The following is a 13,162-nucleotide window of genomic DNA, read 5'->3' as shown; positions in this document are numbered from 1 at the left end:
GCTCCCTCGCCACAGGGTGTCGGCTGCCCTTACGCTTGCGGTATTGGTCAGACGGTTACCGTTCTGCCACCTGCGCTGAGTGCTTTCGCCCCATTTTCGCGCACGGCACAGCGTGTTTTGCACGACGTCCCGCCTATCCAGCGGGCCCGACAACAGCGGTCCGTTTCTTGCTAGAGCCAGCTTAATCAATGACATGGCATTTTGCCGTCAATCATTTCAAAGCTTGATTCGCTGTTGAGGCGAGTGGTTCTAGGAGTAGTCGGACATGCAAAGTGTGTTGTCGCCAGGTATCCGCCTGCTCGGACGTTTTGGATTCGCGCGCAAGTTCCAGATCCTGTTTTTCCTGTTCATGCTGCCCCTGGCGGGCAGCCTGTGGATGATCGCGCAGGAGTACCGCACCAAGCTGACGGTGATTTCCAATGAGCAATCCGGGGTGCGCGAACTGCTGGCGCTGGATGCCCTGGACGCCCAACTGACCGCCCAGCGCAACCTGGCGGCGCGCTGGAAAGCCGCCGACATCCTCCACGACCAGACACCCGCGGCCAAGGCGGCCATGACTGCGGTCGATACCAATTTCCCGCTGATCCTGCAAAGCGTGCAGGCCCTGGGCGAGGCCCTCAAAGCCCAGAACGCCCGCCCGGATACCCTTGCACGTTTTGAGGCATTGCAAGCCTCGGTCACGGGCATGGATTCCCAATCCCTGCGCACCGTGGGCTGGTGGCCGGATGGTTATGACCGCTTCACGTCTGCGCTGAGCGCGATGCAAACCCTGCGCGAACAGATCACCATGGACACCGGGTTGATCCTCGATCCGTGGCTTGAAACCTATTTGCTGATGCAGATTTCCACCCAGCAAACCCCCGACCTGATCGAGCGTATCGGGCGTATGGCGAGCGTCGGGCAGTCATCCATCGCATCGGGGCAGTTCACCCTGCAAAGCCGTTTGCAGATGCGTGATTTGCGCGGTCGCATCGGCGATGCAAGGGACCAGTTGGTCAAGGCCGCCGCATCCCTCAAGGCCAAGCAATACCCGGGGCTACAAACCTGGATCGCGCAATACGACGACAGCTTGCAACTGCTGGACAACGAACTGAAGACCCTGGACGAAGGCGTGTTCGGCGGCACCATCAAGCTCGATACCACCGGCTTCGAACGCAGTGTGGATGGCATGCTTGGCGCCCTCGGCGCGTTACGTAAACAGTCGCTGACCTCGCTGGACGCGCGCCTGGGTTACTACCGCGACAGCTCGCTCAAGCAATTCATCCCGGTGGCGGTGACGTTCAGCGTGCTGGCGCTGGCAGCCCTGTACCTGTTCGTGTGCTTGCAGGCATCGATTCGCCGCAGTGCCAGCGGCATCACCACCCTGGCCGAATCCCTGCGCGACGGTAATCTGTGCGTTGAAGTGGCGGTGGAAGGGCGCGATGAACTGGCGGCCATCAGCACGGCGCTCAACGTGGCGGTGGTGCAGTTGCGCACCAGCCTGCTGGGGGTCAATCACGAGACGCAGCAGTTGGGCTCTGCGGTGCTGACACTCAATTCGCAATCGGGCAGCACGCTGACCGAAGTGGAAGACCAGCAACAGCAGATCAGCCAGATTGCAGCGGCCGCCACACAGTTGGCCGCGACCTCCATGGGCGTCGCCAAGAGCTGCGAGCAGGCCTCCGGCAGCGCGCAGAAAACCCGGCAGATTGCCGAGGACAGCAGCCGCGACAGCCAGCGCACCACCGCGAGTATCCAGCAACTCAACCAGCGCTTGACCGACACCTCCGATGCATTGGAGCGCGTCAGCCAGCAGGGCCAGCAGATCCAGTCGGTGGTTGACACCATTCGGGGTATCGCCGAGCAGACCAACCTGCTGGCGCTGAACGCTGCCATCGAGGCTGCGCGGGCCGGTGAACAGGGGCGGGGATTTGCGGTGGTAGCCGATGAAGTGCGCAGCCTGTCGCAACGGACCCAGGCCTCCACGGCGCAGATCGCCGGCACGGTCGACAGTTTGCGCGCGACGGTGAGCCAGGCGGTCACCCTGATGGGCGTGGCCTGTGAGCAGGCGGTGACCGATGCCGAGTCCGTCACGGGCCTGGGCCATCGCCTGGGGGAGATCGCCAGCGCGGTGCAGAGCGTCACTGACACCCTGGCGCAGATCGCCACGGCGGTTGAGGAACAGGCAGCGACGGCGGATGAAGTGAGCGGCAATATCCAGCAGGTTGACCAGGCCGCCGGGCGCTTGCTCGACGGCGCGCGGGCGGTGAACCAGGCGGCGGATATGTTGAGCAAGGGCAGCCGGGCGTTGAGCGACAACACGGCGCGGTTCCAGCTGGGTTGAGGGGCGGCCTACAGCGCAATGGATAGATGTTCTATCATGAGCATCTATTCATAAACGGTGAAGCAATGCCATGAGAGACCTGCCACCCACCTCGGCATTGCGCGCCTTTGAGGTTGCCACACGCCACGCAACCTTCACTTCGGCTTCAGAAGAGTTGCATGTCACCCAGAGTGCCGTCAGCCATCAGCTCAAGCACCTTGAAGAACTCTGGGGATTGCAGTTGTTCCAGCGGGGCAAGTCACTCAGCCTGACGCCTGCCGGAGCAGCCCTTGCGCCGATCGTGCGCGAGTTTTTCATGAACCTTGAGGCGACACTCGCGGACCTGCGCGAGCAAAAGGGCAGGGTCCGGCTCAAGGTCAGTACCACCTATTCCTTCGCGCTGAAATGGCTGCTGCCCCGATTGCCGAGCCTGGCCCAACGGCACCCTGAAATATTGGTCACCCTGGACTCCAGCGACAAGATCATCAACTTCTCCAGTGCGGAGGCTGATGTTGCAATCCGCCTGGGCAACGGGAATTACCCGGCGCTGTATTCGGAGTTCCTGTTCCGCGAGCAGATTTTTCCGGTGGCCAGTCCCGATCTGTTGAAGCGCTTTGGCCGGCCACACACACCCGCCGAATTGCTGCGCTATCCCTTGCTGATGCGCGACGGCGCCGACCTGGTGCCGAAGTGGGAAGTCTGGTTCCAGCACGTCGGGCTCGCGATTGCGCCGCTCAAGGAAAGTGTCAGGTTTGCGGATACCAACATGACGATAGAGGCGGCCTTGCTCGGCCAGGGCATTGCATTGGCGCGCAGTGGGCATGTGGAGTCAGAGCTGAGCGATGGCAGCCTGGTGAGGCTGTTCGATGTGCCGTTCCCGTCACCGGTCGCTTATTACTTTGTCTGCCCCAAAGGCATCGAGTCCCAGCCGCATATCGTCAGCTTTCGTGATTGGCTGATGCAGGAAGCCGTAAACGCCGGACTGGCTTACGAATAAAGCATGAGGATTTGCTCATTCTTCAATGAGCAGACTTCGCTTCAGTTAAGGCGCCGGTTTGCTTAGGATGGGCGCATGCCTTATCCCATTATTCTCCTGGTCCTCTTCGCCGCCTTACTGCACGCCAGTTGGAATGCGCTGCTGCGTGGCGGCGCCGACCGGCTCTGGTCGATGACGGTCATGTGCCTGGCGGTCGCTATCGCCAGTGGCGGCGTTGCGGTGTTCCTGGACCCTCCGGCGCCAGCCAGCTGGTTTTATGTGGTGCTGTCAGCGGTGCTGCACGTGGGCTACAACCTGTTCCTGGTGCGCAGCTACAAAGTCGGAGACCTGGGGCAGACCTATCCGATTTCACGGGGCTCCTCGCCGGTGCTGATCACCCTGGGTGCCGCCGTGTTTGCCGGGGAGAGTGTCTCGGCCAGCTCGCTTCTGGGCATTGCCCTGGTGTCGGGCGGCATCATTTCCCTGGCGTTCAGGGGGCGCCGGCTCGCCGTTCCCAGCCTGCCATACGCCCTGGGCACCGGCTGTTTCATTGCCGCCTACAGCGTGACAGACGGCATCGGCGCGCGCCTGTCGGGTGCGCCGATGGCCTATACGGTGTGGATGTGCGCCTTGTGGGGCGTGTTGATGCCGGCGGTGTATATCGGCCTGCGGGGCCCGAAAAGTCTGTTCAGCCTGCGGCCCGGGTTTTTCACGGCCTTCGCCGGTGGGCTGGTGTCGCTCCTGGCCTACGGAATCATTATCTATGCCATGGCCGGTGCGCCCATGGGCGCGGTCTCGGCCTTGCGCGAGACCAGCGTGCTGTTTGCGGCACTGATCGGCTATTTCTTCCTGGGCGAGACACTGACGGTCCGCAAGGTGCTGGCGTGCGTGGTGATTGCCACCGGCACCATCCTGATCGGCTGACAGCAGGCAAAGCATTTTCCACCACCACATGAAGGTTCGCGCAATGGATACCGTCCCGCAGGCACCGCTGATTCTGATAACAGGTGGAAGTCGTGGCGTTGGCGCCGCCACCGCGCGGCTGGCCGCCGCACAAGGTTATGACGTGGCGATCAGCTTCGTTTCCGATGAGTCTGCCGCCCTCGCGGTGGTGGCGGATGTAGAAGCGGCAGGGCGCCGGGCGTTGGCCGTACGCGCGGACAGCGCAGACCCGGAACAGGTCGTCCAGTTATTTGCGGCGATAGATCGGACGTTCGGGCGCATCGATGTGCTGGTTAACAACGCCGGGATCAACGCGTTGCAGTCCCGGGTCGAAGACTTGCCGTTCGAGCGGATGCAGCGGATTTTCGCGGTCAACGCGATCGGGCCGATGCTGTGTGCCCAGCAAGCGGTGAAGCGCATGTCGTTTCGTCACCAGGGGCGGGGTGGTGCCGTGATCAATATCTCGTCGGCATCCGCCCGGCTGGGCAGCCCCAACGAATATGTCGACTACGCCGCATCAAAGGGGGCTCTCGAGACCTTCACCATCGGGTTTGCCAAGGAAGTGGCCAGGGAGGGAATACGCGTCAACTGCATCCGCCCGGGGCATATCTACACCGACATTCACGCCAGTGGCGGGGAGCCAGGGCGGGTTGATCGCGTGAAGGATTCGATCCCCATGGGCCGCGGCGGTCAGCCTGAAGAAGTGGCTCGGGCGATCCTGTGGCTGGCAGGCGCCGAGGCGTCCTTCATCACCGGTACGTTCCTGGATGTCACCGGCGGGAAATGAGCAGCAGGGCATGGCACCGAGGTTTCCCTCGGTAGGCCACGCCCGGCATGCATGCACTGGCTCAGCTGTTGAGCCTGACTTGCTCCTTCGCCAGCTTCACCACATTGTCCAGGGTAAAGCCGAACTTGGCCTGCAACTTGGACAGCGGTGCCGAGGCGCCAAAGCTGTTCATCACCACCTTGGCCCCGGTTTGCCCCACGTAGCGGTCCCAACCCAACGGGCCGGCCTGTTCCACCACCAGTCGTGCCTTCACTGCGGGTGGCAGCACGCTGTCGCGGTAGGCCTGGTCCTGTTCTTCGAACAGTTCCCAGCTCGGCATCGACACCACTTGCGCCGCCACGCCTTCAGTCTTCAGTTGCTCATAGGCTTCCACCGCCAGGCTGACTTCACTGCCGGTGGCCATCAGGATCACCTGGGGCTTATCGGCGCCGGCCAGCACATAAGCACCACGGGATGTACCCGTCGCCGCTGCGTATTTCGTGCGGTCCAGGGTCGGCAGGTTCTGCCGCGACAGCACCACGCAGGTTGGCCGATGGGTCTGGGCCAGGGCGATCTTCCAGGCTTCCAGGGTTTCATTAGCGTCGCCTGGGCGCAGGGTCAGCAAACCCGGCGTCGCCCGCAACTGGGTCAGGTGTTCGATGGGCTGGTGAGTGGGGCCGTCTTCGCCGACACCAATCGAGTCATGGGTAAACACGAACACCACCGGCAGCTCCATGATCGCCGCGAGGCGAATCGGCGGCTTCATGTAGTCACTGAACACCAGGAAGGTCGAGGTATACGGCCGCAGGTACGACAGCGCCATGCCGTTGGCAATCGCGCCCATGGCATGTTCACGAATGCCGAAGTGCAGGTTGCGCCCGCCGTAGTTCTCGGCGCTGAAGCGCCCGGCGTCGTCGAACGTCAGGTTGGTCTTGGTGGACGGCGACAAGTCGGCCGAACCCCCCAGCAGCCATGGGATCTGCTTGGCAAACGCATTCAACACCTCGCCACCGGCGGCACGGCTGGCGACGCCTTTGGCATCAGTGGCAAAGCTCGGCAGTTGCTCCTGCCAATGCTCGGGCATCTCGCCGGCACGCATGCGGCGCAGTTCATCGGCCAGTTCCTGTTCGTACTGTTCGAGGTGGGACAGGGTCTCAGTCCATTGCTCATACAGCGGCTTGCTGCGCTTGAGCAGTGCATCCCGCAGGACCGTGCGCGCTTCATCCGGCACCAGGAAGCTTGAGTCTTCGGGCCAGCCGTACGCGGCTTTGGTCAGGCGGATTTCTTCTTCGCCCAAAGGCTCGCCATGGGCCGACGCGGTGTTGTGCTTGTGGGGCGAGCCATAGCCGATCACGCTGTCGACCACGATCAGCGTCGGTGCCCCGGTGTTTTTCTGGAAGGTGCTCAGCGCGTCGCTCAGGGCCAGCAGGTTGTTCGCATCGGTGACGTGCAAGGTGTGCCAGCCATAAGCCTGGAAACGCTTGATCACGTCTTCGCTGAAGGCCAGTTCAGTGTGGCCTTCGATGCTGATGGTGTTGTTGTCGTAGATCCAGCACAGGTTCTCCAGCTTCAAGTGCCCGGCGATGGACGCGGCTTCGCTGCTGATGCCTTCCATCATGTCGCCGTCACCGCACAGGGTGTAGACGTTGTAGTCGAACAGCACCTGGTCGTCACGGTTGAAACGTTTGGCCAGCCAACGCTCGGCCATGGCCATGCCGACGCTGTTGGCGCACCCCTGGCCGAGAGGCCCGGTGGTAGTTTCTACTCCCGTGGTCATGCGGTATTCAGGGTGGCCGGGAGTTTTGGAGCTCATCTGCCGGAACTGCTTGATGTCATCCAGGCTGATGGCCGGCTGGCCGGAGCGCTTGCCGTGGGCGTCAATCTCCACCACGCCCGCCAGGTGCAACAGCGAATACAACAGCATCGAGGCATGGCCCACCGACAATACGAAACGGTCACGGTTGGGCCAGTCGGGGTGCTCGGGGTGATAGCGCAGGAAGCGGCTCCACAAGGTGTAACCGACGGGCGCCAGGCCCATGGGCGTGCCGGGGTGGCCGGAGTTGGCCTTCTGCACAGCGTCCATGGCGAGGGTACGAATGGTGTTGATGCACTGGGTGTCGACAGCGTTGGCAGCGTGATTCATGGAACCTGTTCTCCATCGGGTGACGATCTACAGTGGAGGGCAGCGTGCGCCAAAGGTTTTATGAAATCGTCTGCCCCGCGACGAACGGGGACGCAAACGCGACAGGTTGATCTCAAACATGACAAGAGCCCGCCGGATGGGCTAGCTTCAAGGGGCATTCAGTCAATGATCAACTTGCGGAGGTACTCCATGCCAGTGAAACACGACCTGTATCAGGACCTGGGTTTGAGCAAGGAAGCTATTCATGAACGCAGGGCGAGCGATAACCGATTGGATTCGCTGCTCCACCAATACGACAGCGCCGACAAGGAGGTGCTGGAGCTTGAGTCCTCAAGCGGCGGTGACGAGGAGCTGGAGAAGCTGAAGAAGAAACGCCTGTTGATCAAAGACAAGATCGTCGAGCAACTGGAGAAAGCGACGGCCAAGTAGAAGATTTGTTCAGAATTGCCCGAAAGACAGCAGCACCGCCGCTGCCTATCATGCCAACCGTTCGCCCGGCACTGGGGCTCTTAGACGGCGCATGGAATGCGCTGTGGCCGGGCGAACTCTCTCTTTCAAGCCAGCAGCGCGCGCTTGCATTCGTCAATCGAGCGCTGCTGGGTTTCACCGTACAACTTCAACTCGTCGATAGTCTGGCGACCCAGGGCCTTTTCGAACTCGGCCTGGTTGGAGTTGGCCGCGTAGTGACTCTGCGCCGCATCCCCCAGGTTCGACTGGAAAATCCCCGCCGCACTCACCGGCAGAAAATCTTCGTACACCAACGGCTCCACGTCCACGTGGCCGGCGGCGATCAGTTCGTCCAGGGTTTTAAACTTGTCCTGGGCGGCCAAGCCTTTCTCGGTTACGAAATAGCGGAAGTACGCCAGCTCCTGTTCGCGCATCTCGCGGTGATTGTCGGGGAACGCCTGGAAGTGTTGCTCCATCAATTCGGTGTAGCGCCCGGCATTGGCCTCATTCGGAAACGCGCCCAATTCATCCCGTGCGGCATTCAGCAATTGGTCGTACAGCGCGCGGCCCTTGGGGGTCAGCGCCACGCCGCGTTGTTCGATTTCACCAAAGCGCGCGCTGTGGCTGCCCTTGGCATCGGTAAAGGCGATTGCCTCGTCGAGGGCCTTGAAGCTGGTCTGGCGCAGCAGTATCGGGCACTGGCGGCGGGGCGGGCCTTCGATCACCGCCTTGGGGGTGATGCCTTTGCCGGGCATTGCGGCCTGCACCTGGTCAATGTCCAGGGTGCGCGGTGTCAGGTGGTTGATGTGCGGGCCCTTGAAGGCGACCACGTCGGCGATCAGCCGGTGCTGGTCGCTCAGTTGCTGGTATTGCGCGGCAGTGACGGTGGCGGTGTGGTGCCAGCGGAAGGTTTCCAGGGCTTGCTGGATAAACTCTTCGGCATGGGCGGCATCGAGGCCGCCGTCGGCTTCGGCTTGCTGGATCAACTCAAGGGCGCGTGGGGTGAAGATCGAACGCTTGGCCAGGGCTGACTGGGCGAAGGCCCGCAGTTCCGGGTTTTCGATCAGCTCCAGGCGCAGCAGCGAAGTGAACACCCGGAAGGGGCTGGTTTGCAGGGCGCTTTCATGCACGGCGCGAAAGGCGGTGGAGTGCACCGGTACCCCGGCCGGCGTGAGGTCGTAATAGCCCACCGGCTGCATGCCCATCACCGCAAACAGGCGGCTGATGGTGGCCAGTTCTTCAGCGGTGCCCAGGCGGATGGCGCCGTGGCGCTCCCTGTCCAGGCGCTGGATTTCCCCGGTGCGTTGCAGTTGATGAGCCAGCCCTGCGTCGGTGTCGAGCACGTGGGCATTGGTCTCGGCCACCAGTTCCATCAGTGCGCCATACAGCGGCACTTCATCGCGGTACATGTCAGACATGGCCTTGGAGAAGCCTTTGCGAATCTCGTCAGGGCTGACTGGGCGGGCGGCGGGCATAGAAAAATTCCTGGCGGCTATAGAGAGGAAAGGCACGGTTGCCTGATTTTGTTGGGCCTGCCGACGCCTTGCAAACGAAGATTCCTCTGGACTTCATTCTGCAAATGAATGAGCTGGATGACGTCAGCTTCACGTGCATCTCACCGTCGAAGGGCTCTACACTGGCCGTCACCTCTGAACGCGACGGAAGACTCGATGACGGCACAGCCTGCGACGAACATTCTGGAAACGATTGAAGGCCAGCGCCTGGCCAAGCCTGACGGCGAGCGCTGGCGTGACTGGGGCCCCTACCTGAGCGAACGGCAATGGGGCACGGTGCGCGAAGACTACAGCGCCGACGGCGATGCCTGGCGCTACTTCCCCCACGAGCACGCCCGCAGCCGCGCCTACCGCTGGGGCGAGGATGGCCTGGCGGGCTTCAGCGACAAGGCCCAGCGCTGGTGCCTGGGCCTGGCGCTGTGGAACGAGCACGACGCGATCATCAAGGAGCGCCTGTTCGGCCTGAACAACGCCGAGGGCAACCACGGCGAAGACGTCAAGGAACTGTACTTTTTCGTCGATGGCGTGCCGAGCCATGCCTACATGCGCATGCTCTACAAATACCCTCACGCGGCCTTTCCCTACGATGACCTGATCACCGAGAACGCCCGCCGTGGCCTTGGAGATGCCGAATACGAGATCCTCGATACCGGGGTTTTCGAAGACAACCGCTATTGCGATGTCACCGTCGAATACGCCAAGCACCAGCCCGATGATGTGTTCATGCGCATTACCGTGCACAACCGTTCGGACCAATCCACACGCCTGCAGGTGTTGCCGCACCTGTGGGCGCGCAACGACTGGAGTTGGACCCACGATGCCCCCAGGCCCGAGTTGCGCCTGGAGGGCGAACAGGTGGTGGCGCGGCACCATGAGCTGTTCGATCGCCACCTCAGTGCCTGGGGCCAGGACGGGGTGGAATGGCTGTTCTGCGAGAACGAAACCAACTACCCCAGGCTGGACGGGCAACCGGCGCCGGGGCCGTTCAAGGACGGGATCAACGACTATGTGACCACGGGGGCGCAAGCAGCGATTCGCCGGGATGCGGGTACCAAGGTGGCTGCGCGTTTCATCCTCGAGCTGGCGGGCCAGGAAAGCAAAACCCTGTACCTGCGCTTCGCCCCGGCGGAGGCGCCGTGGATCAATGCGCGCAAGCTGTTCGAAGAACGCCGTCAGGAGACCGATGATTTCTATGCGGCGCTGCAACAGGGCATCGCCGATGAAGACGTGCGCAACGTGCAGCGCCAGGCCCTGGCGGGGTTGCTGTGGTCCAAGCAGCTGTATTACTTCGACGTGAATCAATGGCTCGACGGCGACCCGGCCCAGCCCGCGCCGCCGCCCGAGCGTTTGCATATCCGCAATACCCATTGGCGGCACTTGTCGAATTTCGACATTCTCTCGATGCCCGACACCTGGGAATATCCGTGGTATGCCTCCTGGGACCAGGGGTTCCAGGCGGTGGCCGTTGCCCTGATCGACCCCGGTTATGCCAAGCAGCAACTGTTGCTGTTGGTGAAAGACCGCTTCATGCACCCCAACGGTCAGTTGCCGGCCTACGAGTGGCGTTTCGACGACGCCAACCCGCCGGTGCATGCCTGGGCCAGTTGGCGGGTGTATCAGCAGGACAAGGCGCTGAATGGCGTGGGCGACATGGATTTCCTGGAGCGGATCTTCCACAAGCTGCTGCTGAATTTTTCCTGGTGGGTCAACCGCAAGGACGCCGAGGGCCGCAACCTGTTCCAGGGTGGGTTTCTTGGGCTGGACAACATTGCGCTGTTTGATCGCTCGGCTGATTTGCCGCCGGGTTATCAGTTGGACCAGGCGGACGGCACAGCGTGGGTTGCGGCGTACGCGCTGGACCTGATGCGTATCGGCCTGGAATTGGCCAAGCGCAATGTCGTGTATGTGGATATCGCGGTGAAGTTCTTTGAGCACTTCCTGTACATCGCCGGGGCGATCAACCGCGTTGACGATGGCGCCGAAGGCTTATGGGATGAGCAGGATCAGTTTTTCTATGACGTGCTGCATCGTCCGGGCGGTGAAAGTGAGCCGGTGCGGCTGCGTTCTATCGTCGGCCTGATGCCGCTGTTTGCGGTGCTGGTGCTGGAGCAGCGCGAGCATGAAGGGCTGGAGGGGCTGCGCGAGCGGTTGCTGGGGTTTATGAAGCATCGGCCGGACCTGGCCAAGTTGGTGTCGCGCTGGAACGAGCCGGGGCAGGGGAATCGGCTGTTGCTGGCGTTGTTGCGGGGTGAGCGAACCAAGGATTTGCTGCGGCGCATGCTGGATGAGTCTGAGTTTCTCTCGACGTTTGGTGTGCGGTCGCTGTCGAAAGCGTTTGCCGAAGAGCCGCTGGCGCTGAAGATGAATGGCAATACGCTGTGTGCCCGTTATGAGCCGGCAGAGTCGGATTCGCGGTTGTATGGGGGTAACTCCAACTGGCGTGGGCCCTTGTGGATGCCGGTCAATTACATGCTGATTGAGTCGCTGCGGGAGTTTCATCGGTACTACGCGGATAATTTCTCGGTGGAGTATCCGGCGGGGAGTGGGTATCTGGCGTCGCTGGAGGAGGTTGCCGATGGGCTCAGTCAGCGGTTGACGCGTTTGTTTCTGAGGGATGAGAACGGTTCGAGGCCGTCGATGGTGGGGTATGCACAGTTGGAGGCGGACCCGGCGAGCCGCGACCTGGTGTTGTTCCATGAGTATTTTCATGGCGAGACCGGGCGGGGGTTGGGGGCTTCGCATCAGACAGGGTGGAGTGCGTTGGTGGCGCTGTTGTTGCAGCCAAAAACCTGAAAACAGCACAATCAAAATGTGGGAGCGGGCTTGCTCGCGAAAGCGGTGGGTCAGCCAACAAATCCTGCGCTGATACACCGCTTTCGCGAGCAAGCCCGCTCCCACACGGGTCTTGCCAGGGTTGCCCTGATCAGGCCGGGAACAGCTCGCTCAATTTCATGGCCAGCATCATGTCGCCTTCAGTGCGCAGTTTGCCGCCCATGAATGCCTGCATGCCGTCGGTTTCGCCGCTGACGATGCCTTTCATGGTGTCGCCGTCCATCACCAGGGTGACTTGGGCGTCCGGGTTTTCACCTTCCAGCAGTTCGCAGGTTTTGTTTTTCACGACCAGCGAGAAGTTCTGGGTGTCGTCGATACGGAAACCGAACACCAGGTCCAGGCCGTCGGCAGCGGCTGGGTTGAATTTGGCTTTCATTGCTTCTACGGCTTTAGCTACGTCAGTCATGGTTTCGATCCTTTTATGGTGAGTCCAGTGACCTTGGGGTCACGGTTGGCCGCAATTCATCGGAAAGTGATGAGCTGCGGCGCCTTCAACAGTTGCAAGTGGGTATGGCTGTTGAAGGAAGCCAGTGCCACCTCGCGACCACGGAATTTCAGCTGGTTGAGCGAGGTGTTAACAATTTGCCAGTTCAGTTCGAAGGCCTGTGCGGCAGGCATTCGGGTAATCAGGTGGAGCAGGGCCGTGATGGTGCCGCCGGAGGTGAACACGGCGATCTTGTCACGGTTGTCGGCGGCTTCGAGGAGGCGTTGCAGGCCACCCTGGACACGTTCGACAAATCCCAGCCAGCTTTCCAGGCCCGGCGGGTCGTAGGTGCCGGCCAGCCAGCGTTCGACAATCAGGGAAAAGATGCGCTGGAACTCGCCACGGTTTTGCGCGGCGTTACGCAATATGTGCAGGGCTTCGGGTTCGCTGTGCAGCAAGTCCGGGAGCAGGGCGCGGATGATCGCCTCGGCGTCGAATTCGTTGAACGCGCTGTCGATTTCCAGCGTGGGTACCGGCAGGCCGAGGGCGCTGTATTGTTCGAAGGCGGCGGTAGCAGTGTGCTGCTGGCGGCGCAGGTCGCCCGACACGCAGCGGTCGAAGCCCAGGCCCAGTTCCGCCAGGTGGCGGCCCAGCACTTGCGCCTGTTGCACACCGATGGGCGACAGCACGTCGTAGTCGTCTGCACCGAAGGAGGCCTGGCCATGTCGAATCAGGTAGATGCTGCCCACGTCCGTTTTCCCGGTACGTTGAAAGTCTGGCGAGGTTATGAGGATGCCGGGAAGCTGTCAATGAAAA

Annotated in this window: 10 protein-coding genes; 6 read left to right on the top strand and 4 right to left on the bottom strand. The window is 61.8% G+C overall.

Going from position 1 to position 13,162, the window contains the following annotated elements:
• The first annotated feature begins 265 nt into the window (after positions 1-265).
• The 4 genes from A462_RS18085 to A462_RS18100 all read left to right on the top strand — a co-directional run bounded on the left by A462_RS18085 (position 266) and on the right by A462_RS18100 (position 5,007).
• Complete coding sequence (locus A462_RS18085) at positions 266-2,323, top strand: methyl-accepting chemotaxis protein (protein ID WP_008434682.1); 2,058 nt, start codon at positions 266-268, stop codon at positions 2,321-2,323.
• A gap of 70 nt (positions 2,324-2,393) precedes the next feature.
• Positions 2,394-3,299 carry a transcriptional regulator GcvA gene (gene gcvA, locus A462_RS18090; protein WP_008434679.1) on the top strand — a complete coding sequence of 302 codons (906 nt, stop codon included), beginning with the start codon at positions 2,394-2,396 and terminating at the stop codon, positions 3,297-3,299.
• Between the two features lie 75 nt (positions 3,300-3,374).
• On the top strand, positions 3,375-4,202 hold the full coding sequence (locus A462_RS18095; RefSeq protein ID WP_008434678.1) for a DMT family transporter: 828 nt from the start codon (positions 3,375-3,377) through the stop codon (positions 4,200-4,202).
• A gap of 43 nt (positions 4,203-4,245) precedes the next feature.
• Positions 4,246-5,007, top strand: a complete 762-nt coding sequence (locus A462_RS18100; protein ID WP_003215653.1) for an SDR family oxidoreductase — start codon at positions 4,246-4,248, stop codon at positions 5,005-5,007.
• Between the two features lie 61 nt (positions 5,008-5,068).
• On the opposite strand, the gene tkt is transcribed toward A462_RS18100, so the two are convergent.
• Positions 5,069-7,129: a transketolase gene (gene tkt, locus A462_RS18105; protein ID WP_008434675.1), complete on the bottom strand. Its 2,061-nt coding sequence runs from the start codon at positions 7,127-7,129 to the stop codon at positions 5,069-5,071.
• 189 nt (positions 7,130-7,318) lie between these two features.
• On the opposite strand from tkt, the gene A462_RS18110 reads away from it, so the two are divergent.
• Positions 7,319-7,558, top strand: coding sequence for a DUF465 domain-containing protein (locus tag A462_RS18110; RefSeq protein ID WP_003215657.1), 240 nt, complete (start codon positions 7,319-7,321; stop codon positions 7,556-7,558).
• Positions 7,559-7,683: 125 nt separating this feature from the next.
• Here A462_RS18110 and hglS read toward each other — a convergent pair whose 3' ends face one another.
• Positions 7,684-9,051 (bottom strand): 2-oxoadipate dioxygenase/decarboxylase HglS, encoded by a 1,368-nt coding sequence (gene hglS, locus A462_RS18115; protein ID WP_008434672.1) that lies wholly within the window; start codon positions 9,049-9,051, stop codon positions 7,684-7,686.
• Between the two features lie 195 nt (positions 9,052-9,246).
• Between hglS and A462_RS18120 the strand changes: the two genes are divergently transcribed.
• Positions 9,247-11,883, top strand: a complete 2,637-nt coding sequence (locus tag A462_RS18120) for an MGH1-like glycoside hydrolase domain-containing protein (protein ID WP_008434671.1) — start codon at positions 9,247-9,249, stop codon at positions 11,881-11,883.
• Between the two features lie 130 nt (positions 11,884-12,013).
• On the opposite strand, the gene A462_RS18125 is transcribed toward A462_RS18120, so the two are convergent.
• Both A462_RS18125 and A462_RS18130 read right to left on the bottom strand, forming a co-directional pair.
• Entirely contained in the window at positions 12,014-12,328 is a 315-nt protein-coding gene (locus tag A462_RS18125; RefSeq protein WP_008434667.1) for an SCP2 sterol-binding domain-containing protein, read from the bottom strand.
• A 56-nt stretch (positions 12,329-12,384) separates the two neighbouring features.
• Positions 12,385-13,095 (bottom strand): histidine phosphatase family protein, encoded by a 711-nt coding sequence (locus tag A462_RS18130; RefSeq protein ID WP_008434665.1) that lies wholly within the window; start codon positions 13,093-13,095, stop codon positions 12,385-12,387.
• Between the last annotated feature and the right edge of the window lie 67 nt (positions 13,096-13,162).

Origin of the sequence: Pseudomonas sp. Ag1, assembly GCF_000278565.1 — a bacterium.
Classification (GTDB): domain Bacteria; phylum Pseudomonadota; class Gammaproteobacteria; order Pseudomonadales; family Pseudomonadaceae; genus Aquipseudomonas.
Note: the sequence above shows the minus strand (reverse complement) of the source record. Positions and strands in the feature narration are given on the sequence as shown.